The organism is Diaphorobacter caeni, assembly GCF_015354245.1.
GTDB classification, from domain to species: Bacteria; Pseudomonadota; Gammaproteobacteria; order Burkholderiales; family Burkholderiaceae_C; genus Diaphorobacter_A; species Diaphorobacter_A caeni.
The window spans coordinates 291,074-314,018 of record NZ_JADKYZ010000008.1; the positions used below are offsets into that span (position 1 = coordinate 291,074).

General features: G+C 62.6%; 20 protein-coding genes and 5 tRNA genes. 12 read left to right on the plus strand and 13 right to left on the minus strand.

Features of this window, described 5'->3' with window-relative positions:
* The first annotated feature begins 28 nt into the window (after positions 1-28).
* The 5 genes from ISG32_RS20180 to ISG32_RS20200 all read left to right on the plus strand — a co-directional run bounded on the left by ISG32_RS20180 (position 29) and on the right by ISG32_RS20200 (position 4,650).
* On the plus strand, positions 29-661 hold the full coding sequence (locus ISG32_RS20180) for a TRAP transporter small permease subunit (RefSeq protein ID WP_194772798.1): 633 nt from the start codon (positions 29-31) through the stop codon (positions 659-661).
* Positions 658-1,941, plus strand: coding sequence for a TRAP transporter large permease (locus ISG32_RS20185; protein ID WP_194772799.1), 1,284 nt, complete (start codon positions 658-660; stop codon positions 1,939-1,941). The genes ISG32_RS20180 and ISG32_RS20185 overlap by 4 nt, the downstream gene beginning before the upstream one ends.
* Before the next feature lie 20 nt (positions 1,942-1,961).
* Positions 1,962-2,654: a DUF2848 domain-containing protein gene (locus ISG32_RS20190; RefSeq protein WP_194772800.1), complete on the plus strand. Its 693-nt coding sequence runs from the start codon at positions 1,962-1,964 to the stop codon at positions 2,652-2,654.
* A 20-nt stretch (positions 2,655-2,674) separates the two neighbouring features.
* Positions 2,675-3,985 (plus strand): amidase, encoded by a 1,311-nt coding sequence (locus ISG32_RS20195; protein WP_194772801.1) that lies wholly within the window; start codon positions 2,675-2,677, stop codon positions 3,983-3,985.
* Positions 3,986-4,074: 89 nt separating this feature from the next.
* Positions 4,075-4,650 carry an ureidoglycolate lyase gene (locus ISG32_RS20200; protein ID WP_194772802.1) on the plus strand — a complete coding sequence of 192 codons (576 nt, stop codon included), beginning with the start codon at positions 4,075-4,077 and terminating at the stop codon, positions 4,648-4,650.
* Here the strand turns inward: ISG32_RS20200 and ISG32_RS20205 are convergent.
* Positions 4,583-5,329 carry an AAA family ATPase gene (locus ISG32_RS20205; protein WP_194772803.1) on the minus strand — a complete coding sequence of 249 codons (747 nt, stop codon included), beginning with the start codon at positions 5,327-5,329 and terminating at the stop codon, positions 4,583-4,585. The two genes, ISG32_RS20200 and ISG32_RS20205, sit on opposite strands and share 68 nt — an antisense overlap.
* A gap of 63 nt (positions 5,330-5,392) precedes the next feature.
* Between ISG32_RS20205 and ISG32_RS20210 the strand changes: the two genes are divergently transcribed.
* The 7 genes from ISG32_RS20210 (at position 5,393) to murI (ending at position 10,600) form a co-directional block, all read left to right on the plus strand.
* A complete protein-coding gene (locus ISG32_RS20210) occupies positions 5,393-6,085 on the plus strand; it encodes an alpha/beta fold hydrolase (protein WP_194772804.1) in 693 nt (230 codons plus the stop codon).
* Positions 6,082-6,681 (plus strand): DUF938 domain-containing protein, encoded by a 600-nt coding sequence (locus ISG32_RS20215; RefSeq protein ID WP_194772805.1) that lies wholly within the window; start codon positions 6,082-6,084, stop codon positions 6,679-6,681. Before ISG32_RS20210 ends, ISG32_RS20215 begins: the two co-directional genes overlap by 4 nt.
* 139 nt (positions 6,682-6,820) lie before the next feature.
* A complete protein-coding gene (locus ISG32_RS20220; protein WP_194772806.1) occupies positions 6,821-7,456 on the plus strand; it encodes a CDGSH iron-sulfur domain-containing protein in 636 nt (211 codons plus the stop codon).
* Between the two features lie 80 nt (positions 7,457-7,536).
* A complete protein-coding gene (locus ISG32_RS20225) occupies positions 7,537-8,094 on the plus strand; it encodes an NADPH-dependent FMN reductase (RefSeq protein WP_194772807.1) in 558 nt (185 codons plus the stop codon).
* Positions 8,091-8,534, plus strand: a complete 444-nt coding sequence (locus ISG32_RS20230) for a hypothetical protein (RefSeq protein ID WP_228529960.1) — start codon at positions 8,091-8,093, stop codon at positions 8,532-8,534. The genes ISG32_RS20225 and ISG32_RS20230 overlap by 4 nt, the downstream gene beginning before the upstream one ends.
* Before the next feature lie 70 nt (positions 8,535-8,604).
* A complete protein-coding gene (locus ISG32_RS20235) occupies positions 8,605-9,615 on the plus strand; it encodes a YcjF family protein (protein WP_194772808.1) in 1,011 nt (336 codons plus the stop codon).
* A 124-nt stretch (positions 9,616-9,739) separates the two neighbouring features.
* Positions 9,740-10,600 carry a glutamate racemase gene (gene murI, locus ISG32_RS20240; protein ID WP_194772809.1) on the plus strand — a complete coding sequence of 287 codons (861 nt, stop codon included), beginning with the start codon at positions 9,740-9,742 and terminating at the stop codon, positions 10,598-10,600.
* 150 nt (positions 10,601-10,750) lie between these two features.
* Here the strand turns inward: murI and ISG32_RS20245 are convergent, their stop codons facing one another.
* The 12 genes from ISG32_RS20245 to ISG32_RS20300 all read right to left on the minus strand — a co-directional run bounded on the left by ISG32_RS20245 (position 10,751) and on the right by ISG32_RS20300 (position 22,929).
* The gene (locus ISG32_RS20245; RefSeq protein ID WP_194772810.1) at positions 10,751-11,299 is read right to left on the minus strand and encodes a M48 metallopeptidase family protein; all 549 of its coding nucleotides are present in this window, start codon (positions 11,297-11,299) and stop codon (positions 10,751-10,753) included.
* Between the two features lie 65 nt (positions 11,300-11,364).
* A complete protein-coding gene (locus tag ISG32_RS20250) occupies positions 11,365-12,006 on the minus strand; it encodes a DUF6806 family protein (protein ID WP_194772811.1) in 642 nt (213 codons plus the stop codon).
* A gap of 15 nt (positions 12,007-12,021) precedes the next feature.
* A tRNA-Leu gene (locus ISG32_RS20255) sits at positions 12,022-12,113 on the minus strand.
* Positions 12,114-12,266: 153 nt separating this feature from the next.
* Positions 12,267-12,342, minus strand: a tRNA-Gly gene (locus ISG32_RS20260).
* 126 nt (positions 12,343-12,468) lie between these two features.
* Positions 12,469-12,542 (minus strand) — tRNA-Cys (locus ISG32_RS20265).
* 48 nt (positions 12,543-12,590) lie between these two features.
* Positions 12,591-12,666: transfer RNA gene (locus ISG32_RS20270), tRNA-Gly, on the minus strand.
* Between the two features lie 176 nt (positions 12,667-12,842).
* Complete coding sequence (gene lon / locus ISG32_RS20275) at positions 12,843-15,287, minus strand: endopeptidase La (RefSeq protein WP_194772812.1); 2,445 nt, start codon at positions 15,285-15,287, stop codon at positions 12,843-12,845.
* A 135-nt stretch (positions 15,288-15,422) separates the two neighbouring features.
* A complete protein-coding gene (gene clpX / locus ISG32_RS20280) occupies positions 15,423-16,688 on the minus strand; it encodes an ATP-dependent Clp protease ATP-binding subunit ClpX (protein ID WP_194772813.1) in 1,266 nt (421 codons plus the stop codon).
* Positions 16,689-16,875: 187 nt separating this feature from the next.
* Positions 16,876-17,484, minus strand: a complete 609-nt coding sequence (gene clpP / locus ISG32_RS20285; RefSeq protein WP_194772814.1) for an ATP-dependent Clp endopeptidase proteolytic subunit ClpP — start codon at positions 17,482-17,484, stop codon at positions 16,876-16,878.
* A 211-nt stretch (positions 17,485-17,695) separates the two neighbouring features.
* Positions 17,696-19,009, minus strand: a complete 1,314-nt coding sequence (tig, locus tag ISG32_RS20290) for a trigger factor (protein ID WP_194772815.1) — start codon at positions 19,007-19,009, stop codon at positions 17,696-17,698.
* Between the two features lie 542 nt (positions 19,010-19,551).
* A tRNA-Leu gene (locus tag ISG32_RS20295) sits at positions 19,552-19,638 on the minus strand.
* Positions 19,639-19,755: 117 nt separating this feature from the next.
* Positions 19,756-22,929 carry an efflux RND transporter permease subunit gene (locus tag ISG32_RS20300; protein ID WP_194772816.1) on the minus strand — a complete coding sequence of 1,058 codons (3,174 nt, stop codon included), beginning with the start codon at positions 22,927-22,929 and terminating at the stop codon, positions 19,756-19,758.
* Between the last annotated feature and the right edge of the window lie 16 nt (positions 22,930-22,945).

A 22,945-nucleotide genomic window follows, 5' to 3' on the forward strand; every position in this document is an offset into this window, starting at 1 on the left:
CCGCCGCGTATTTTTCGGGATCGGAGTCATGAACTCACCCTCTCCTTCACCCCTTTCCTGGGCGCCGCTGCGCTGGGCCAATGCCCTGTCGCGCATCGCCGTCTGGGCCGGTGGCGCGCTCACCCTGGCGAGCGTGCTGCTGATTTCGTTTGACGTGCTCGCACGCAAGTTCCTCGGCTTCAACACCGGCGGCGCGGACGAGCTTTCCAGCTACGCGTTCGCCATCAGCACCACCTGGTCGCTGGCCTTCGCCACGCTGCAGCGCGCCAACGTGCGCGTGGACGTGCTCTATCAAACGCTGCCGCTGCGCCTGTGCGCGATCCTCGACTGGATCTCGCTGGTCGCGCTCGGCGTGTTCATGACCTACCTGACCTGGTATGCGATGGACGTGGTCACCGCATCGTGGGTGCAGAAGTCCGCCGCCAACACCACGATGGCGACACCGCTGTGGATTCCTCAGGGCCTGTGGTTCATCGGCCTCGTGTGGATGTGCATCGTGCTCGCGCTGATGCTGGTACGTGCCTCGACCGCCATCGTCACCGGTGATCTCGACACGGTGAAAGCCTTGTGCGGCGTGCGCTCCGCACAGGAAGAAGCCGACGAGGAGGCCGCATCGGGCGAACGTCTCATCAACGCAGAACGCCAAGGAGCACGCGCATGATCGCCACCGCTCTCATCTTGCTGCTCGTGCTCATCGGCCTGAGCATTCCCGTCGGCGCGGCACTGGGCGTGCTGGGCCTCACGCTCGATCCGCTGTTCTCCATGCTGCCGCTGTCACGCGCGCTCGGCGAGCTGTCCTGGAGCGCCAACAACGAGTTCCTGCTCGTCGCGATTCCGCTGTTCATCATGCTCGGCGAAGTGCTGCTGCGTGCCGGTTTCGCCGAAAAGATGTACGGCTCGATGGCGCTGTGGCTGTCGTGGCTGCCGGGCGGTCTCATGCACGCCAACATCGGTGCGTCCACGCTGTTCTCGGCCACATCGGGTTCGAGCGTCGCGACTGCGGCCACCGTCGGCACCGTCGCGCTTCCCCAGATCAAGCGCTACGGCTACAACGAGCCGCTGTTCCTCGGCAGCCTGGCCGCCGGCGGCACGCTCGGGATTCTGATTCCGCCATCGATCAACCTCGTGATCTACGGCGTGCTCACCAACTCGTCGGTGCCCAAGCTCTACCTCGCGGGCATCATCCCCGGCTTCGCGATGGCACTGCTGTTCATCGTGACCATCGTGATCGCCTGCCTGATCAAGCCCAAGTGGGGCGGCCAGAAGATCCATGCGACCTGGGGCGCGCGCTTCAAGAGCCTGGTCCACCTCGGCCCGCCGCTGGTGATCTTTCTGCTGGTCGTCGGCTCGATCTACGCAGGTCTTGCCACGCCCACCGAAGCCGCCGCCCTCGGCGTGCTCGGTGCGCTGATTCTGGCGGCCTGGTTCCGCAAGCTGTCGTGGAACATGCTGCGCGAGTGCATCGAAGGCACCATGCGTTCGACCGCGATGATCATGCTGATCGTGATCGCTGCGGGTTTCCTGAACTTCGTGATGTCCGCTACTGGACTCACCTCGGCCATCACCGACTCCATCACCGGCCTCGGCTTCTCGCCTGGCTGGATGCTGCTGGTCCTCGTGATCTTCTATCTGGTGCTGGGCTGCTTCATGGAAACGCTGTCGATGATGATCACCACGATCCCCATCGTCGCGCCCATCATGATCGCGCTCGGCTACGACCCGATCTGGCTCGGCATCGTGATCATCATTCTGGTCGAAGCCGCGCTCATCACGCCGCCCGTGGGACTGAACCTCTTCGTGGTTCAGAGCCTGCGCAAATCCGGCTCCATGAACGACGTCATCATCGGCTCGCTGCCGTTCGTCGCCGCCATGTTCGTGATGCTGCTTCTGCTCGCACTGGTGCCTGATCTCGCCCTGTGGCTGCCCACCGTCTTCGGTTGAACCTATTCAGATTTTTTCAAATGCAAGCTCAATTCAACATCCAATCCCAAGGTGCCACCCGCGCCCTCTCGCTCAACATCCACACGCTCATCGTCGCGGGCTGGGCCGGTCGTGACATCGCTGCCATCGAGCACCACATCGAAGAGCTCGCCGAGCTCGGCGTGCCGCGCCCGAGCAGCGTGCCTCTGTACTACCGCATCGGCCGCAACCAACTGGTGCAGGACGCAGAGATACAGGTCGTCGGCCCACATTCGTCGGGCGAAATCGAGGCGCTCGTGTTCGCCGCCGAAGGCAAGCTGTTCGTCGGCATCTCGTCGGACCACACCGACCGCAAGCTCGAAGCCCACAGCGTTGCGCTGTCCAAGCAGGTCTGCGCCAAGCCCGCCGGCACCGATGCATGGGAGCTTGCCGAGGTCGAAGCGCATTGGGATGAACTCATCGTACGCTCGTGGATCGAGGAAGACGGCCAGCGCGTGCTGTACCAGGAAGGATCGCTCTCCACCCTGCGCCCACCGCGCGAGCTGATCGCGGGCTACCTCAAGGACAGCGGCCAGACGAGCTTCACCGACGGCACCGCGATGACTTGCGGCACCGTCGCGGCCATCGGCGGAATCCGCGCATCGACCACCTTCGAAATGGAGTTGTACGATCCACGTCTGAACCGCTCGCTGAAGCATCGCTACACCTCGCAGATTCTTCCCGAAGTGGCCTGATCAACCAAGGAAGACAAGACATGCACCACAGTTCCGTCAAGCGCACCGAGCAGACGCTCGCAGCCATCCAGGACGCAGGCGACGAAGGCCGCCGCATCTTCACCCATGTGTATGAGCAGGCGGCGCTCGCCGCCGCGCGTGCCTCTGACGAGCGCGCGCGAAGCGACATCTCGCTCGGCCCGCTCGACGGACGCATCGTCTCCGTCAAGGACCTCTACGACATCGCGGGCGAGACCACCACCGCCGGCTCCGCCGTGCTGAAGACCGCTGCACCAGCCACGCAGGATGCGCTGATCGTCCAGCGTCTGCGCCAGGCCGGTGCCGTCATCATCGGCAAGACCAACATGACCGAGTTCGCGTTCTCGGGCATCGGCATCAATCCGCACTACGGCACCCCAGGCAACGCCCGCGACGTCACGCGCATTCCCGGTGGTTCCTCGTCCGGCGCGGGCGTGGCCGTCGCGCGTGGTCTGTCGGAGATCTCGATTGGTTCCGACACCGGCGGCTCGGTGCGCATTCCCTCCGCGTTGAACGGCGTGACCGGCCTGAAGCCCACGCAAGTCCGTGTGCCGCGCGATGGCGCCTTTCCGCTGTCGTTCAGCCTGGACAGCGTGGGCCCGCTCGCCCGCAGCGTGCTGGACTGCGCGCAGGCCGACGCCGTGATGAGCGCCCAGCCCCTGACCGCCCTTCCCACGCGCGAGGTGCGCGGCCTGCGCGTCGGCATTCCACGCGGGCTGCTGTTCACCCAGACCGAGGCCGCCGTGCAGACCGCGTTCGATCAGGTGATCGCCGAGCTCGCGCGCAGCGGCAGCCGCGTGGAGGACATGCAGCTCGACGACTGGTGTGCAGCCCCCTTCAAGCTGCAGGAAAAAGGTACGCTGATCGCCGCAGAGGCCGCACACATCCATGCCGAGACGCTGTCGACGCAGCCGGATGCCATCGACCCCTTCGTGCTCGCCCGCATCCAGCGCGGCGAGACGATTGCCGCCGCGCATTACGTCGCCGTGCAGCGCGCCCGCGCCCAACTGCAGCAGACACTGGACGCCCGCATCGCCGACTGCGACGTGCTGATGCTGCCCACCGTCGCCATGGTCGCGCCGCGCATTGCCGATCTGTCCGATGCCGACGCCTTCAACCAGGCCAACATGCTGGTGCTGCGCAACACCTCGGTGTTCAACTTCTACGACCTGCCCGCCATGTCGCTGCCGATCCACGTCGGCGCCAACGCACTGCCCGTGGGCCTGATGGTCGTCGGTCAGCGCGGACGTGACCGTGATCTGCTGGCGATCTGCGCGGCGCTGCAGTCGCAGGTCTCGGCACTGAAGCTGTAAGCCTCCTCGCCAGCCGAAAGCCGCAAGCCCGTGCCCGTTTTGGTCGCGGGCTTTTTTTCGCACTTCCACCTCCATCATCAAACCGCGCCATGCCCCAATCGTCCACTCCCAACGCCATCGCCGCCCAGCCTCTTTCCGAAGAAAACTTCGCACCGTTCGGATGGACGCTCGGCCGTGACTTTCCATCCACCGCACACCCATCAGCCTTCACCAATCCGGCAACCGATTTCTGGTCACAGCACATTTTCCAGACCGGCGCGCAGGACGGCGCCGAGGTTCTGTGGGTCAACTACCGGAACATGGACCCGTTCGTCACGCATCTCGAGAAGCACCTGTTGACCGAGCAAGCGATCGTGCCGCTCACAGGCAGCATCATCCAGCTGATGGCCTGCAGCACGGACGATGGCGGCGTCGACCTGTCCACCGCAACCGCTTTCATCATTCACCCCGGACAAGGTATTTGCATGCGCCCCGGCGCATGGCACGCGACCCGTTCCACATCACCCGAAGTGACCTGCCTGATGCTGACGCGCGCCTCCACCACCGTTGATCTGGTGCGTCACCTCACGCTTGGCGAATGCGCGCGGGAAAGCGCCATCACGGAAATCCCGCGCCTGGAGATCGCGGAAGCATGGCGTTCAACATCGCCTCCGGTCCCTGCATGAACTCATGCATTACCTTGAAATGCTCGGTCTCGCGATACTCCACGGGCCGCACGCCTTCCGACGAAAACTGGTAGATCAACGCACCCGGATACGCCATCAGAATCGGCGAGTGCGTCGCGATGATGAACTGGGAGCGCAGCTTCACCAACTCGTGCATGCGCTTCATCGCTGCAAGCTGGCGCTGAGGTGAAAGGGCTGCCTCGGGCTCATCGAGGAAATAAAGGCCCAAGCCTCTGCACCGCTCATTCAGGAGCGTCATGAATGACTCTCCGTGCGACTGCTGATGCAGCGAGCGCCCGCCGTAACCATCTTCGACTCCAAGCTGCTCGACTTGGGTCGCGACGTTGAAAAAGCTCTCCGCCCGTAAAAAATAGCCATCGCGAGGCCGCCTGAAGCCCTTGGCTATGCGCAGGCATTCATGCAGTTCCGAATGTGATTCATGAGTCGAGAACTGAAAGTTCCGGCTCCCGCCCTCCGCATTGAACCCCATCGCCACCGCAATCGCTTCAAGCAGCGTGGACTTGCCCGTACCGTTCTCACCGACAAACAGCGTGACCTTGGGATCGATCTTCAACCGATCGAGCTGATCCACGAACGGCAGGTTGAACGGGTACACATCCGGCGAAGGAATGCGGTCCCGGACGATGGAGAGGTCGATGATGAAATCACTCGCGATCATTCGTGGGGCCTCCAGACATTGAATTGATGCGATGATGCACCAATCCAGTTTGCGGAGCCCTTGGTGACCGATCTCGTACTGCTGCCCGGCCTCGATGGAACGGCGGCCATGCATGCCGAATTCCTTGCGGCCTGCACGGCGTGCGGATCGACAGACGCCATCGCCTACCCCCGCGATACCCTGCTGGACTATGCCGAGCTGGAGCAGTTGGTTCGCTCGCGGCTTCCGCTCGACAGGCCCTTTGCGCTGCTGGGCGAATCGTTCTCGGGGCCCATCGCCTTGTCCATCGCGGCGCATCCACCACCGAATCTCAAGGGTCTGATCCTGTGCGCCAGCTTCGCAGGCAGCCCGCTGCCGCATCTGGCGTCGCTCTCCGCAGCGCTGCGCTTTGTGCCGGTTCATCAGGCACCGGGCTGGTTGATGAGATGGTGGCTGCTCGGGCAGTGGGCTACGCCGCAGCTCGAACAGGCCCTGCACAGAACGCTTCGCAGCGTGTCCGCCGACGTGCTGCGATTTCGCGCCTGCATTGCGTTGAAACTGGAAACGAAAGCCCACTGGAGTGGCGTCGAGGTTCCAGCGCTCTACCTGCGTGCGTCGAACGACCGACTCATGCCAAGCGCTGCGGCCGATCTGGTGACTGGACTCATACCGCAATGCCGCGTCACGGACATTCCCGGGCCACATCTGCTGCTGCAGGCCAACCCCTTGCAGGCAGCGCAGGCCGTCAACACTTTCATCACCGAGATTTCACGATGACCCCACCCTTCTCCCAAGCCTGCGCCAACAACCAGGCCCCCATTCTCGACGTGCTGCTGAACGCGTTCGCGCAGAGCACCAGCGTGCTCGAGATCGGCTCCGGCACGGGCCAGCACGGTGTCTTCTTTGCGCCGCGTCTGCCGCATCTCATCTGGCAGACCAGCGATCTGGCGCAGAACCATCCGGGGATTCTCGCGTGGCATGCCGAGCAGCCGGCAGCGAATCTGCGCGCACCCATCGTGGTCGATCTGAGCGACGCGCAGACCTGGCCACACGAGCGCCACGACGCGGTTTTCACCAGCAACACGGCGCACATCGTCTCGTGGGATCTCGTGCAGAACCTGTTCCATCGCGTCGGGCAGCACCTGCCCACGGGCGGGCGGCTGGTGATCTATGGGCCGTTCAACTACGGCGGCGCATTCACCAGCGACAGCAATCGCGCGTTCGACGCCATGCTGCGCCAGCGCGATCCGCAAAGCGGCATTCGCCATTTCGAGGACGTGGTGGCGCTCGCGCAAAACCATGGACTGCGTTTGCTGGCGGACCATGCCATGCCAGCCAACAACCGCACGCTGGTGTTCGAGAAGATCAATTGAGTCACGCACGCATCCGGCCTCGGACGCGCCGCCACTCCTTCCTTTTGTCCTACGCTCCGGCGGGGCAAACTCGGCTATCGTGAGGTGACAAATACTCAGGTCACCGGCATGCAGGGGTGGCCGCCACAAGGAAGCCACGATGTCCAAGGAAGTCGTTCAGTCAGCGGACGTGACCATCGAGTTCGATGGCACACGCTGCATCCATTCGCGCAACTGCGTGCTCAATCGCCCCGACGTGTTCGTGCCCAATGTGGAAGGCGCATGGATACATCCTGAGAACGCCACGGCCGCCGAGGTGCTGGAGATCGCGCACAACTGCCCTTCGGGCGCCATCCAGTGCAAGGCACCCAATGGCGATGCGATGGAAAAGGCCCCCATCGTCAACCTCGTGCAGGTGCGGGAAAACGGTCCGCTTGCGTTCCACGCGCCGCTGCACATCAAGGGCAATGACGAGGGCTTTCGCGCGACGCTGTGCCGCTGCGGCGCGTCGAAAAACAAGCCGTTTTGCGATCACTCGCATGTCGAGATCGGCTTTCAAGCGACGGGCGAACCGGCGACGCAAGCGTTCGAAGCGCTCGCGCAGCGGGACGGCCCGCTGGACATCGAACCGACGCCCAACGGGCCGCTGCACGTCACCGGATCGCTGGAGGTCGTGAGCGGCACCGGCACGACGACCAACAAGGTCACCGACACCTGGCTGTGCCGCTGCGGGCAGTCGCAGAACAAGCCCTATTGCGATGGCAGCCATGTGAAAGCGGGATTCAAGGCCGCCTGACGTTTTTGCTGATATCTTTGCTGATATGTTGGGCTTCACGCCTTCATTTTTTCATTCAACTTCTGGACAGGACACATCGCATGAGCAAGCCTCGGATCGGCATCATCGTGGGCAGCAACAGCCAGTCTTCCATCAACATGCAGCTCGCCAAGGGGCTGGCCAAGCTGGTCAGTGCCGACGCGGATTTCGAGATCATCGACATCACCCCGCTGCCGTTCTACAACCGCGATGACGATGCCAACACGCCCAAGGCCTTCGTCGATTTCAAAGCCCAGGTGGCGAGCATGGACGGCATTCTGTTCGTCACGCCCGAGCACAACCGCTCAATCCCCGCGCCGCTCAAGAACGCGCTCGATGGCGGCAGCCGCCCCTTCAAACAAGGCGCATGGAACGGCATTCCCGCAGGCATCATCGGCACGTCGCCCGGAGGCGCCGCCACGGCGATGGCGCAACAGCATCTGCGCAATGTGCTGGTGTTCCTCGACATGCCGACCATGGCGCAGCCCGAGGGCTTCATCCAGTGGAAGGACGGACTCGTCGATGCGGACGGCAACATCGGCGCGGCAAGCCACCAGTTCCTGACCGGCTGGATGCAGAAATTTCTCGCCTGGGTCGCGCAGCATCCGCGCAAGAAGTGAATCCGCGTCCGCAGATGCGCCAGCAGTATCACATCCGGCACGATGCAGAAGGCTCGAGAATCTGGGACGTACATGGCCTCGTTCGACTCGCGCGCGATCTGCCGGTGCAGCGGGCCCTGCTGTCCGACATCCGCGAACTGGACGAGCCCTACTGGTTCGATGCGCACCACCCGACGACGCGCGAGATCATCGATCACATGCGCCTCGTGCAGCAGACCGATCTCGCGTATCCGATCATCCTCTGCCCCGATGGCCGCGTCATGGACGGCATGCACCGCGTGTGCAAGGCGGTGCTTGAGGGCGGCACGGACATCGCTGCGGTCCGGCTGCCGACCATGCCCGAGCCGGACTACCGGAACGTATCCCTGGACTCCCTTCCATACGACGATGGCGATGGCGATGACGATGACGATGACGATGACGGCACCGTAGCCCCCTGAGCAACTGCGGAATTGCCGCCGTGGGCGACACTTGGATTCAGACATACAGGAGTGCTGCATTGTGAACAACATGTCCAACGAAGAAATCCGCTCGATCCTGAGCATCTGCCTCTTGGCCGCGTACGCTGACAACGCCAAGCACGACCGCGAACGCGACCAGATCAAGCAGGTGGCGGATGCGCTCGGCCAGCATGAGCAGGTCAATCTTCCGGGCCTCTACCAGGACGTGCTGCTGCGCCGAATCCAGTTGCCTGCCGTCGCGGCGCAGCTCACCAACGAACCGTCGCGCCAGCTCGCCTACGAAATGGCTGTCTGCGTCTGTGATGCGGATGGCCAGACCAGCGCCAAGGAGACCGAGTTTCTGGCGCAACTCAAGACCGCACTGGGCATGAGCGCACCCGCCGCTCCCGCCGTTGAAACGCAAGCGCAGGTGATCGCCGACGCTCCCCTGCAGGGCGGTCTCGCGCCCATCGTGATCGAAGAACCCGTCATGCCTCAGGGCCAGGCCGCACCTCACCCCACGGCCGCCGACTCGCTTGAAAAAGCGAACGCCGAGCGCAAGCAAAGCTCGCTGTCCACGCAGGAGATGGACGCCAAGATCCTCAAGGCCTCCATCGTCAACGGCGCCATCGAACTGCTGCCCGAGAACCTTTCGACGCTCGCGATCATCCCGCTGCAGATGCGCCTCGTCTACCAGATCGGCGAAACCTACGGCTACCAGCTCGACAAGGGGCACATCAAGGACCTGCTGGCCGCGCTCGGCGTGGGCCTGACATCGCAGTACCTCGAGCAGGCGGGCCGCAAGCTGCTGGGCCGCGTGCTCGGCGGCGGCATCTTCGGAGGTGTGGGTCGCCAGGCGGTAAGCAGCGGCATGAGCTTCGCGTCGACCTATGCGCTCGGCCATGTCGCCAACCAGTACTACGCCGGTGGCCGCACGCTGAGCACACAGATGCTCAAGAGCACCTACGAGCACATCATGCAGGATGGTCGCGCGCTGCAGTCGCAGTACGCGCCGCAGATGCAGGACATGGCGCGCAACCTGAACACCGCGAAGATCATGGACATGGTGCGCGGCCGCTGAACGCCACGCGGTGTCACGCAACACACCGCACACGTTCCTGCGCTGCATGACATCGTCAAAAGCAGGACAATGGCGGACTGATTTTCACGTCCATGCTCGCAAGCATTCGGGAGTTCATCCGGCCATGTCCTCATCCATCCAAGCCTCGCCCGTCGGCGTGTTCGACAGTGGCGTTGGCGGTCTGAGCGTTCTGCAGGAACTGCGGCGTGAACTCCCGCACGAGAATTTCGTCTACTTGGCCGACACCGGCAACGCGCCCTACGGCGAGCGCGGCGATGCCTTCGTCAAACAGCGCACGCTGACGATTGCGCGCCACCTCCTGCAGGAGCACCGCATCAAGGCTCTGGTCGTCGCCTGCAACACGGCCACCACGGCGGCGGTGGCCGAGCTGCGCGCAGCCCTTCCCGATCTGCCCGTGATCGGCGTGGAGCCCGCGCTCAAGCCGGCGGCAAGCAGCAGCCAGACGCATCGCGTCGGCGTGATCGCCACGCGCGGCACGGTGAACAGCGCACGTTTCGAGCAACTGCGGCAGGCGTTTTCGGACGGCACGGATTTCCGCGTGCAGGCCTGCGACGGACTTGCGCGCGCCATCGAACGCAGCGTGGAAGAAGACCCCGACGCCGGACCGTCGTTCAAGGAAATCCGTGAACTCTGCGAACGCTACACGAGGGCGCTCGGCAGCTTCGGCGTGCGCACCGGCGACATCGACACGCTGGTGCTTGGCTGCACCCACTATGTGTTCGTCAAGGACGAACTGCGCAGGCTGCTCGGCCCCGACGTGCACATCATCGACACCGGCGCGCCGATCGCACGGCAGACGCGCCGCATCCTCGTACAGCGGGACACCCTGGCCAACGAAGATTCCGATAAGGCTCCTGCAGGCCGGCTGCACCTCTACACCACGGGCCCGCTGAGCGCGCTGCAGGCCGCAGCCGAGCGCTGGCTGCAACTAGGGCCCGGGCATTGCTCCGCATTGCCCGCCTGAAGAATTCAGGGAATCAGTTGCTGATGGCGCTTCGCGCCTTGCGCAGCGCATGAAACTGACGCGGCCCATGCAAGGTCAGCCGCGCAAGGGAAGCCCCGCCGCGCTGACTGCGCCCCACCGCCCAGAGAACGGGGAAAGGCGCGAAACGACTCAGGAGGCTGTGTCCCACAACGGCTGTCCGCCGTTGTCGAGATAGGTGAGGTAAAGCCGCGTGTCGAGCTCAAACTGGTGGTAGTCCGGCTCCATGTGGGTGCACAGCTGATAGAAGGGCTTGTCGTGATCCTTCTCGCGCAGATGCGCGAGCTCATGCACGACGATCATGCGCAGAAACTCTTCGGGCCCCTGACGAAAGAACGAGGCCACGCGGATTTCGTGCTTGGCCGCGAGCCTGCCGCCCTGCACGCGCGACATGCTGGTGTGCAGCCCGAGCGCGTGGCGCACCACGTGGATCTTGTTGTCGAACAGCACCTTGTTGATCGTGCCCGCATTGCGCAGATAGCGCTGCTTGTATTCCTGCGTGAAGTCATAGAGCGCCTTGTCGCTGCGCACCGAATGCACGCTGCGGTACTTGCGCGCCAGCAGATCACCGAGCTTGCCCTGCTCGAGCAACGCTTTCGCCTGCCCCTTGAGTGCGGGCGAATAGCCGCCCAGATAAGGCAAATCGGTTCGCGAGAGCAGAGGATTGGCGTTCGAGGCCATGCAATCAAATCAAAGCCCGCCGAGTGGACACTGGCGGGCTTCTGTCCGTGAAAACGAGTTGTTGATCAGTGCAGATGGCGCGGACGACGGCCTCCGCCGCCATGGCCGCCACCGCCCGAGCCACCAGCGCCCCGCGGCGGCTTGCCGATCTCGAGCGAATTCACCAGATCATCGAAGCGCTGATTGAACAGCTTGTCGATCTCGGCGACCACGCCACCCAGCTCGGACGCGTCGAAGTGACGCTCCATCATGTTGATGACATCCTGCACCAGCAGATCGCGCTGCACCTGCATGATGGCGGCAGGCGTCGGTCCGACGAACAGCATCACGAAGTCGTCGCGCGCCTCGGCACCGTCATCCGGTCCGTCGCCGTCCTCGTCATCGAACTCGGCGTCGTAGAACGTCACCTCGATGGCGGCGCCCTGCTCGGCCAGCTCGTTCAGGCCCATGCACATTTCATCAAGCGACTGACGGAAGTCGTCATCACCGCGAACGGTCCAGCACATCTGGAGCATGTGCGCCTTGGGATCGAACTGGATGCCAGGCTCTTCTTCGTAAGCGCTCGCGGCACCTGCGGCCAAGGAACGTGCGCCCGCGTACTTCCACAAGGGCGTCAGAGCTTCCTGCAGCTGATCGAAATCGACATCGCTGCGCAACTGCACCTGACCGTGCACATGGATTTCGAAGGGTGCGTTGTAATGTGACATATTGAGTTTCTCGACTGGTGCCCCGAGCCGGGGTCGAACCGGCACGCCCCTTTTACGGAAGCGGCGGATTTTAAGTCCGCAGTGTCTACCAATTTCACCATCGGGGCGCCTGATACATGAGGAGACCAGCTTACCGCATTGCGCGGGGCATGGGCCCGAGTATCAGTACTCTTGTGTCCTGATCGGTATGGCGCATCGACGTATGCTGCTAGCGCCTGAACAACAAAAAAGGGAAGCCTTTTGGGCTTCCCTTTGGGATATGGAGCGGGAAAACGGGTTCGAACCGTCGACCTATACCTTGGCAAGGTATCGCTCTACCAACTGAGCTATTCCCGCATTTTTCATCTTCTCGTCTTGCGAAGCGAAGAATCAAATTCTATCACGTTTTTGATCGCTTTTTGCAAGTCTTTCAACCTACCCTCAACGATCCAGACAACTTTCGTTGCCCTTGCCACCAATCACTGGAGGCGCGAGCCGGAGTCGAACCGGCCTAACCGGATTTGCAATCCGGGGCATAACCGATTTGCTATCGCGCCTTGATCTCAACACAAGCCATCCAACCTACCGATCAGACCGCTGAAAATTGGAGCGGGAAAACGGGTTCGAACCGTCGACCTATACCTTGGCAAGGTATCGCTCTACCAACTGAGCTATTCCCGCGTTTTTATCGAAGCCTCACAGTATATACCGTGTTTTGCTGCGATGAATGAATTGTAGCGCAGTTTTTTGGCCTTCCGGACAAATTCGCACTTTTTTTGAAAAAATCTGCCGAGGCCCGTTTTCGCCCCCTTTCGGAAACGCTGCTGACGGCCTCCGCAGACTTCTTCAAAGCGAGGTCAGTGTTTGACTGAACCCGCGTCGGCCGATGGCGCAGCGGGAGCAGCCGGGGCTGCAGCCGCCGCCGCGTTGGCCGCAGCGATTTCCTCGTCGGTCAGCGGCACGGGCTGGCGAACCAATGCCACCTCGAGCACCTTGTCGATCCACTTGACCGGCACGATCTCGAGCCCGCTCTTCACGTTGTCCGGAATCTCCTGCAGATCCTTGACGTTCTCTTCAGGGATCAGCACGGTCTTGATGCCGCCGCGCAGCGCCGCAAGCAACTTTTCCTTGAGGCCGCCAATCGCGGTGACTTCACCACGCAAGGTGATTTCACCGGTCATCGCGACATCGGCACGGATCGGAATGCCGGTCAGCGCCGACACCATGGCCGTCGTCATCGCAGCGCCCGCGCTCGGACCGTCCTTGGGCGTGGCGCCGTCGGGCACGTGGATGTGGATGTCACGCTTCTCGAACACCTGATCCTTGATGCCCAGGCGATGGGCGCGACTGCGCACCACGGTGCGCGCGGCCTCGACGGACTCCTTCATCACGTCGCCCAGCGAACCGGTACGCGTGACGCCGCCCTTGCCGGGCATGGTCGCGACTTCGATGGTCAGCAGATCGCCGCCCACTTCCGTCCACGCCAGACCCACGACCTGTCCGACCTGGTCTTCCTTTTCGGCATGCCCATAGTTGAACTTGCGCACGCCGAGGTACTCGGCCAGATTCTCGGCCGTGACCTTGACCTGCGGAGTCACCTGCTTGAGCAGAAGCTGCTTGACCACCTTGCGGCAGACCTTGGAGATCTCGCGCTCGAGCGAACGCACACCGGCTTCGCGGGTGTAGTAGCGCACGATGTCGCGCACCGCGCTTTCCTGCACTTCGAGTTCTTCCGTCTTGAGACCGTTGTTCTCCATCTGCTTGGGCAACAGGTACTTCATCGCGATGTTGGTCTTCTCGTCCTCGGTGTAACCCGAGAGGCGGATGACTTCCATGCGGTCGAGCAGCGCCGGCGGAATGTTCATGGAGTTGGAAGTCGCCACGAACATCACGTCCGACAGGTCGAAGTCCACTTCCACGTAGTGATCGGCAAACTTGTTGTTCTGCTCGGGATCGAGCACTTCCAGCAGCGCCGAAGACGGGTCGCCACGGAAATCCATGCCCAGCTTGTCGATCTCGTCGAGCAGGAACAGCGGATTGCGCGTGCCCGCCTTGTTCAGGCTCTGCAGCACCTTGCCCGGCATCGCGCCGATGTAGGTGCGGCGGTGACCGCGAATCTCGGCCTCATCACGCATGCCGCCGAGCGCCATGCGCACGTACTTGCGGCCCGTCGCCTTGGCGATCGACTGGCCGAGCGAGGTCTTGCCCACGCCTGGTGGGCCGACGAGGCACAGAATCGGCGCCTTCACCTTGTCCACGCGCTGCTGCACCGCGAGATACTCAAGGATGCGGTCCTTGACCTTCTCGAGGCCGTAGTGGTCTTCGTTCAGCACGTCTTCCGCGAACTGCAGGTCGTGCTTGATCTTGGTCTTCTTGCTCCAAGGCAGGCCGGTGAGCACATCGATGTAGTTGCGCACCACGGTCGCCTCGGCGGACATGGGCGACATCAGCTTGAGCTTCTTGAGCTCGCCCTCGGCCTTCTTGCGCGCCTCCTGAGGCATGCGGGCGGCCTTGATCTTTTTCTCGATCTCCTCGATGTCGGCACCTTCTTCGCCTTCACCGAGTTCCTTCTGGATGGCCTTGACCTGCTCGTTCAAGTAGAAGTCGCGCTGGTTCTTTTCCATCTGCCGCTTGACGCGGCCGCGGATGCGCTTGTCGACGTTGAGGATGTCGACCTCGCGCTCGAGCTGCTCGAACAGGTTTTCGAGGCGGCCCTTCACATCGGCCATGTCGAGCACGAGCTGCTTGTTCTCGAGCTTGAGCGGCAGATGCGCTGCGATGGTGTCGGCCAGACGACCTGCGTCGTCGATGCTGGAGATCGACGTCAGGATTTCCGAAGGGATCTTCTTGTTGAGTTTGACGTACTGGTCGAACTGCTGCATCACGGCGCGGCGCAGCGCCTCGATCTCGGCCGACTTCGGATCATCGGCGGCGGGCGTCTCCATCGGAGTAACGCTCGCGAGGAAGTGCGTTTCGGCGTCGTTGATCGAGTCCACCTTGGCGCGCTGCTGCCCCTCGACCAGCACCTTCACGGTGCCGTCGGGCAGCTTGAGCATCTGCAGGATGGTGGACACGCAGCCCACCTCGAACATGTCTTCGACGGACGGCTCGTCCTTGGCTGCGGTCTTCTGCGCGACCAGCATGATGCGGCGATCCGCATCCATGGCCAGTTCCAGCGCCTTGATGCTCTTGGGGCGGCCCACGAACAAGGGGATGACCATGTGCGGGAACACCACGACATCCCGAAGCGGGAGCAGCGGCAGATCAATGGGGGTTGCGGGCAATGGAGTGTTTCCGGACATTCAAAATCCTTTAATAGCACCCTGGAGTTGAGGCCGCGGGTTCGAATTTCAACCCACCGCGCCTTGAGGGCTGCGGTGGGTCACGGTCTCTGGCTGCGCGTGCAACGGGGCGACAGCCGAATCAAGTGATTGGCTTCAGGCCGTCTTGGCTGCTTCGCGGTAGACGAGCAACGGCGACTGGTCTTCTTCGATGGTGGATTCGTCCACGACGACCTTCTCCACGTTGTCGGTGGTCGGCAGATCGAACATGGTGCCGATCAGCGCCTGCTCCATGATGGAGCGCAGACCACGGGCACCGGTCTTGCGGGCCAGCGCCTTGCGGGCAATGGCCTTGAGCGCCGCTGGGCGGATCTCGAGGTCCACGCCTTCCATCGCGAGCAGCTTGCTGTACTGCTTGACGAGCGCGTTCTTGGGCTCGGTCAGGATCTGCACCAGCGCGTCTTCGCTCAGTTCGGCGAGCGAGGTGACCACGGGCATGCGGCCGACCAGTTCGGGGATCAGACCGAACTTGATCAGATCCTCGGGCTCGATTTCCTGGAACACCTCGGAGACCGAGCGCTGCTTCTTGCTCTTGACCGTCGCGCCGAAGCCGATGCCGGACGCTTCCGTGCGATTCTCGATCACCTTCTCGAGACCGGCGAACGCGCCGCCGCAGATGAACAGGATGTTGGTCGTGTCGATCTGCAGGAAATCCTGATTGGGATGCTTGCGGCCACCCTGCGGTGGAACGCTCGCCATCGTGCCTTCGATGAGCTTGAGCAGCGCCTGCTGCACGCCCTCGCCCGACACGTCGCGGGTGATGCTGGGGTTGTCGCTCTTGCGCGAGATCTTGTCGATTTCGTCGATGTAGACAATGCCGCGCTGGGCGCGCTCGACGTCGTAGTTGCAGCTTTGCAGCAGCTTCTGGACGATGTTCTCGACGTCTTCGCCAACGTAGCCGGCCTCAGTCAGCGTGGTGGCGTCAGCCATCACGAAGGGCACGTCGAGCTGGCGCGCGAGCGTCTGTGCAAGCAGCGTCTTGCCGGAGCCGGTGGGGCCGATCAGCAGGATGTTGCTCTTCGCGAGCTCGATGTCATCCTTGCCGGCGCGGTCCTTGTGACGCAGTCGCTTGTAATGGTTGTAGACGGCCACGGCGAGCGTGCGCTTGGCCTTTTCCTGACCAATCACATAGTTGTCGAGGTTCGATTTGATCTCTGCGGGCGCGGGCAGATCGCCGCGACCTTCGCGACCACTGTCGCTCGCCTGCGGCTCATCACGGATGATCTCGTTGCACAGATCAATGCACTCGTCGCAAATAAACACGGACGGACCGGCGATCAACTTCTTCACCTCGTGCTGGCTTTTGCCGCAGAAGGTGCAGTAGAGGTTTTTTTCGCTGGAAGAGCCTTTTTTCTCGGCCATGGAAACAATGCCTTATGACAAGGAACGTAGTCTGATGATAACGAAATAAAAAACGGCGCTTCTCCTGATGCCTTTTATGGGTTTTCTTCCGGCGGGAAAGCCGTCCGAAATCACCATTCTTGACAGTGGCATCAGGGAAGCGCCATGCCTTGGGTGGCTGCGGCACCACAAACGGCACCGCCCTCCATCAAGGACGCTTGGAGATGACCTCGTCCACGAGGCCGTAGTCCTTGGCTTCCGGAGCCGTCATGAAGTAGTCGCGCTCGGTGTCGGCCTTGACCTTCTCGTACGGCTGACCGGTGCGTTCGGCCAGAATGCGGTTCATCTGCTCCTTGGTGCGCAGAATGTCGCGCGCATGGATTTCGATGTCCGTCGCCTGACCGCGAGCGCCACCCAGAACCTGGTGGATCATGATCTTGGAATTGGGCAGCGAGAAACGCTTGCCCTTGGCGCCAGCCGCCAGCAGGAACGCGCCCATGCTCGCAGCGAAGCCGCAGCACAGCGTCGACACGTCGGGCTTGATGAACTGCATGGTGTCGTAGATCGCCATGCCGGCCGTCACGCTGCCGCCGGGGGAATTGATGTAGAACGAAATGTCCTTGTCGGGGTTTTCGCTCTCAAGGAACAGCAACTGCGCCACGACGAGGTTGGCGGTCTGGTCATTGACCTCGCCCACCAGGAAAATCACGCGCTCCTTGAGCAGACGTGAGTAGATGTCGTAGGAGCGCTCGCCGCGTCCCGACTGCTCGATCACCATGGGAACCATGCCCAAGGCCTGCGTTTCCAGTGCACTCATGTATTACTCCAGAGAGATATCGTACGAAATTGGTACAAACCGTCCCGAATCGGCTGGCCGCGAATCACATGCGAATCACTGACGCGTCGCCCGGCCTCAACCCATTCAGGTCACCAGAAATGAAATGGGGCTTGCACAGCAAAGTACAAGCCCCAATCATGGCTTTGACTCACCGCCCATCATAGCGGCAAGTTCAGGACGTCCTGAAGAATCAGGCCTGAGCGCCCATCAGATCGTCGAAGGAAATGGCCTTCTCTTCAACCTTGGCCTTTTCCAGCACGAAGTTGGTGACGTTGTTCTCGATCACGACGGCTTCCACATCGGCCAGACGGTTGCGGTCGCTGAAGTACCAACGCACCACGTCTTCCGGCTTCTCGTAGGAAGCGGCCAGCTCGTCGATGTGGGCCTTCAGTTGCTCGGGAGTGGCTTCCAGCTTGTTGGCCTTGACCAGCTCGGCGACCACCAGACCCAGGCGCACGCGGCGCTCGGCCTGTGGGCGGAACACGTCTTCAGGGATCTCCGCCTTGTCGGCGTCCTTGATGCCGCGCTGCTTCAGGTCGGCGACGGCGCTGTCACGCAGGCGGCCGATTTCGGCTTGCACGGATGCGTTGGGCAGCTCCAGCTCGGCCTTGGACACCAGTGCGTCCATCACGGCCTGCTTGTTGCGGGCCTGCAGGCGGAACTTCACTTCGCGCTCGAGGTTGGTGCGGATGTCGCCACGCAGACCGTCCACGGTGCCGTCGGCGATGCCGAGGGACTTGGCGAACTGTTCGTTCACTTCGGGCAGGTGAGCGGCTTCGATCTTCTTGACGGTCACGAGGAAGTCGGCGGTCTTGCCGGCCACTTCCTTGCCGTGGTAGTCCTCAGGGAAAGCCAGCGGGAAAGTCTTGCTTTCGCCAGCCTTCAGGCCACGCACAGCGTCTTCGAATTCCTTGAGCATCTGGCCTTCGCCGACCAGGAACTGGAACTCTTCAGCCTTGCCGCCAGCGAAGGTTTCGCCGTCGATCTTGCCTTCGAAGTCCACGGTCACGCGGTCGCCGTCTTCGGCACCGGCGTCCTTGGCACGTTGTGCGAAGGTGCGACGCTGCTTGCGCAGGATGTCCAGCGTCTTGTCGATCGCTGCGTCGGTCACTTCGGCGGAAACCTTTTCCACTTCAGCGGAAGCCAGATCACCGATCTTCACTTCGGGGAACACTTCGAACACGGCGTCGAACGACACTTCACCTTCCGGTGCGCCGTCCTTTTCGGTGATGCGGGGCTGGCCGGCAACACGCAGGTTGGCTTCGTTGGCGGCCTGGGCAAATGCCTCGCCGACCTTGTCGTTCATCACTTCGTACTGAACGGAATAGCCATAACGCTGAGCCACGACGCTCATCGGCACCTTGCCCGGACGGAAACCGTCCATCTTCACGGTGCGGGCCAGACGCTTCAGGCGCGAGTCAACTTCGCTCTGAATCGAGGCAACGGGCAGGCTCAGCGTGATCTTACGCTCGAGCTTTTCAAGATTTTCAACAGTTACGGCCATGGTAGTTCCTAGTATCAGGGCTGTGGACCGAGCTGACTGCAGTGCAAGCAGTCTGCACCGTGTTCCGCCAAAGTCTCACGTGTCTCGTGCACGAGGCCCGCAGCTCCATCGAAAAAGCTGGCGTCTCGCCCACATCAATATCTAAAACTTAGATTTCTATCGCGCGAGCAAAAAGCCAGACGAAATCTGGCCCGGGATTGCGCGAAGCCAATGATTATACCCAGCACGCTTGGGGATGGACTTCGGCAAGCACCTGATCAGTGCTGACACCTAGACCCACAACGTCCACGCGAACCTGCAAAACTGGGTCCAGACACCTCAAAAACAGGCTGGAGCCAAGCGTGCGCCCGGACAGTCCCGCAGAGACAGCGCCCTCCGCGACGACGCCATCCCGAGCGCAGTCGTGTACAAAATGTCACCAATATTCAGCTCTGCCAGCCGAATTCACCCCAGCTAGAGAACAAAAAGGCTGACTCCCCGGAGGAAATCAGCCTTTGAATCGAATCAATGGCGGTGACATCTCGCGATGCACTGCCGACTCCTGGTGCGCGGGGGGGGACTCGAACCCCCACAGTGTTGCCACCGTCAGGACCTAAACCTGGTGCGTCTACCAATTTCGCCACCCGCGCGGGTTGTTCATTGTCTCGGTGGAGTCGGAATTGAGCATTCCTGCGCCACCGGAAATTGGTGAATCGGGAATTCTAGCCGGACTTTGGCATCGAAATCCCCTCTTCATTCTTTTCACCTCATGCCTGCGTTCGCTCCGCCTTGGGCACGCGGAACCACGCGGCATACATCGCGGGCAGGGCGAGCAGCGTCAGCACCGTGGCCACGATCAGCCCCCCCATGATGGCGACCGCCATCGGACCCCAGAAGACGCTGCGCGACAGCGGGATCATGGCGAGCACGGCGGCGGCTGCCGTGAGCACGATGGGTCGCATGCGGCGCACGGCGGATTCGATGATGGCAGTGCGGGCAGGTACGCCCTTTTCGCGGTCGAGCTCGATCTGGTCGATCAGGATCACCGAGTTACGCTGGATCATCCCCATGAGCGCGATCACCCCGAGCAGCGCGACGAAGCCGAACGGCCGGTTGAGCAGCAACAGTGCCGCCGCCACGCCCGCGATGCCCAGCGGGCCGGTGAGGAACACCAGCAGCGAGCGGCTGAAGCTGTGCAGCTGCAGCATGAGCAGCGTGAACACGAGGAACAGCATGATCGGCACGCCCGCGACGATGGAGGCCGAGCCCTTGCTGCTTTCCTCGACGGCACCGGCCACCTGGATCAGCACGCCGTAGTCGCCCTGCTCTCTCCATTGGGCTTCCAGTTCCTTGAGCTTCGGCTCCAGCTGGGCGGTGACGGTCGCGCCCTGGAGGCCCTCGACGATTTCGCCCTGCACGGTGATCGCGTAGTCGCGGTTCCAGCGCCACATCACCCCGGGCTCCCACGTGAACACGGGCTTGGCGATCTGCGTGAGCGGGATCGATTTGCCGCTGGCCGTGGGCAGGTAGGCGTTGGCGATGTCGGAGATCGCCTCGCGCTCGTCGGGCGACTGGCGCAGGACGATCTCGATGAGCTTGTCGTTCTCGCGGTACTGGCCGATGGTCGTGCCGCTGAACATGGTTCGCGAAGCCTGCGCGATCGCCTGGCTGGTCACGCCGAGAGCACGCGCCTTGGCCTGGTCGACCTCGAGACGAACGACCTTGACCGACTCGTTCCAGTTGTCATTCACGCCCAGCATGTTGGTGTTGGCGCGCATGATGGCCTTGACCTCGTCGGCACGCTTGCGCAGATGTTCGGGATCGCTTCCGACCACGCGGAACTGCACCGGATACGGCACCGGAGGACCGTTGGGCAGCAGCTTGACGCGCCCGCGCACCTCGGGAAATTCCTCGGCCAGCAGCTTGGGCAGGCGCAGGCGGATCTGCTCGCGCTGTTTCAGGTCCTTGGCCAGCACGATGTACTGCGAGACATTGGTCTGGGGAAACACCTGGTCGAGCGGCAGATAGAAGCGCGGCGTGCCGGAGCCGATCCAGGTCGCGACGCTGGCGACGCCCTCTTCCTGCATCAGACGGCTTTCGAGGCGCTTGGTCACCTCCTCATTCGCCACGAACGAGGTGCCTTCAGGGAACCAGATGTCGACCATGATCTCGGGACGGCTCGAGTCCGGGAAGAACTGCTGCTGCACCTTGCCCATGCCCATGATGCCGGCCACGAAGATCAGGATCGTCGCGATGATGGTGGTCCAGCGGTGGTCCACGCACCAGCCCACGATGCGGCGAAAGCGCGTGTAGAACGGCGAATCGAACAGCTCGTGCGGAGGAGCGTTCGGGTCGTGCGGCTTCACCTTGAGCAGCAGCGTGCCGAGATAGGGCACGAAATACACCGACACCAGCCACGAGAGCACGAGCGCGATCACCGTGACCGCGAAGATCGCGAAGGTGTACTCGCCGGTCACCGACTTGGCGATGCCGATGGGCAGAAAGCCCGCCGCCGTGATCAGCGTGCCGGTCAGCATCGGCTTGGCGGTGACGTCGTAGGCGTAGGTGGCGGCGGTGACCTTGTCGTGGCCCTCCTCCATCTTTCGCACCATCATTTCAACGGCGATGATGGCGTCGTCCACCAGCAGCCCAAGCGCGATGATCAGTGAGCCGAGCGACACCTTGTGCAGCCCGATGCCGAAGTAGTTCATCGCAAGAAACGTGACGGCGAGCACCAGCGGAATGGTGATGCCGACCACCAGCCCAGGGCGGTAGTCGATGTACCAGCCGAAGCGCCCGCCCTTGTGCAGGCCGAGCGAGATGAAGCTCACCGCGAGCACGATGACCACGGCCTCGATCAGCACCTTGACGAACTCGTTGACCGAGCTCGCGACCGACGCGGGCTGGTCCTGCACCTGCGCGAGCGTGAGGCCTGCGGGCAGCGTGGTCTGGATCTGGTCGGTGGCCGCGCGCAGGGCCTTGCCGAGCGCGATGATGTCGCCGCCCTTGGTCATGGAGATGCCAAGGCCGATCACGTCGCGGCCGTCGAAACGCATCTTCACGGACGCCGGATCGACATAGCCGCGATGCACCTCGGCGATGTCGCCCAAACGGATCTGGGCGCCATTGCCGGCACCGGTGCCGCCACCACCGCCACGGATAGGCATGGCGCGCAACTGCTCCACGCTGTTGAACTGGCCGCCCACGCGCACCTGCACCACATCCTGCGGCGTGTTGACCGCACCGGCGCTCTCCACCGCGTTCTGCGCGCCAAGCTGCTGCAGCACACTGTTGAAGTCGAGCCCCATCTGCGCGAGACGCTTCTGCGAGACCTCGACCCAGATCTTCTCGTCCTGCACGCCGAACTGTTCGACCTTGGCCACGTCCTTCACGCGCAGCAGCTTCTGGCGCGTGTCGTCGGCGAAGTCCTTGAGCTCGGCGTAGCTGTATCCATCGCCGGAAAGCGCATAGATCACGCCATACACATCACCGAAGTCGTCGTTGAAGAACGGCCCCTGGATGTTGCCCGGCAGGGTGTAGCGCATGTCGCCGATCTTCTTGCGCACCTGATACCAGACGTTCGCCACCTCGGCGGGTTTGGACGAGTCCTTGATTTCAAAGATGATCTGCGATTCGCCGGGCTTCGAATAGCTGCGGATCTTGTCGGCGAACGGCACCTCCTGCAGCGTGCGCTCGAGCTTGTCGGTGACCTGCTCGGCCACCTGCTGCGCGGTCGCACCGGGCCAGTAGGTGCGCACCACCATCGCGCGGAAGGTGAAGGGCGGATCCTCGTCCTGCCCGAGCTGGAAATAGGCGGCGAAACCCAGCAGCATCAGCACCACCATCAGGTAGCGGGTGAGTGCGGAATGGTCGAGCGCCCATTTCGAGAGATTGAAGTGCTTCTTCGGCTCGAAGTCCGGAGACGGATTTTCCGTGGACATGCGCGGCCCCTATCCG

What these genes read in the sequence shown, in the direction of transcription:
- ISG32_RS20180 (WP_194772798.1), top strand. Translation starts at nt 29, where the DNA reads ATGAACTCACCCTCTCCTTCACCCCTTTCCTGGGCGCCGCTGCGCTGG.
- ISG32_RS20300 (WP_194772816.1), bottom strand. Translation starts at nt 22,929, where the DNA reads ATGTCCACGGAAAATCCGTCTCCGGACTTCGAGCCGAAGAAGCACTTC.
- ISG32_RS20190 (WP_194772800.1), top strand. Translation starts at nt 1,962, where the DNA reads ATGCAAGCTCAATTCAACATCCAATCCCAAGGTGCCACCCGCGCCCTC.
- ISG32_RS20235 (WP_194772808.1), top strand. Translation starts at nt 8,605, where the DNA reads ATGTCCAACGAAGAAATCCGCTCGATCCTGAGCATCTGCCTCTTGGCC.
- clpX (WP_194772813.1), bottom strand. Translation starts at nt 16,688, where the DNA reads ATGGCCGAGAAAAAAGGCTCTTCCAGCGAAAAAAACCTCTACTGCACC.
- ISG32_RS20225 (WP_194772807.1), top strand. Translation starts at nt 7,537, where the DNA reads ATGAGCAAGCCTCGGATCGGCATCATCGTGGGCAGCAACAGCCAGTCT.
- ISG32_RS20245 (WP_194772810.1), bottom strand. Translation starts at nt 11,299, where the DNA reads ATGGCCTCGAACGCCAATCCTCTGCTCTCGCGAACCGATTTGCCTTAT.
- ISG32_RS20250 (WP_194772811.1), bottom strand. Translation starts at nt 12,006, where the DNA reads ATGTCACATTACAACGCACCCTTCGAAATCCATGTGCACGGTCAGGTG.
- ISG32_RS20195 (WP_194772801.1), top strand. Translation starts at nt 2,675, where the DNA reads ATGCACCACAGTTCCGTCAAGCGCACCGAGCAGACGCTCGCAGCCATC.
- ISG32_RS20185 (WP_194772799.1), top strand. Translation starts at nt 658, where the DNA reads ATGATCGCCACCGCTCTCATCTTGCTGCTCGTGCTCATCGGCCTGAGC.
- clpP (WP_194772814.1), bottom strand. Translation starts at nt 17,484, where the DNA reads ATGAGTGCACTGGAAACGCAGGCCTTGGGCATGGTTCCCATGGTGATC.
- ISG32_RS20200 (WP_194772802.1), top strand. Translation starts at nt 4,075, where the DNA reads ATGCCCCAATCGTCCACTCCCAACGCCATCGCCGCCCAGCCTCTTTCC.
- lon (WP_194772812.1), bottom strand. Translation starts at nt 15,287, where the DNA reads ATGTCCGGAAACACTCCATTGCCCGCAACCCCCATTGATCTGCCGCTG.
- murI (WP_194772809.1), top strand. Translation starts at nt 9,740, where the DNA reads ATGTCCTCATCCATCCAAGCCTCGCCCGTCGGCGTGTTCGACAGTGGC.
- ISG32_RS20205 (WP_194772803.1), bottom strand. Translation starts at nt 5,329, where the DNA reads ATGATCGCGAGTGATTTCATCATCGACCTCTCCATCGTCCGGGACCGC.
- ISG32_RS20220 (WP_194772806.1), top strand. Translation starts at nt 6,821, where the DNA reads ATGTCCAAGGAAGTCGTTCAGTCAGCGGACGTGACCATCGAGTTCGAT.
- ISG32_RS20215 (WP_194772805.1), top strand. Translation starts at nt 6,082, where the DNA reads ATGACCCCACCCTTCTCCCAAGCCTGCGCCAACAACCAGGCCCCCATT.
- tig (WP_194772815.1), bottom strand. Translation starts at nt 19,009, where the DNA reads ATGGCCGTAACTGTTGAAAATCTTGAAAAGCTCGAGCGTAAGATCACG.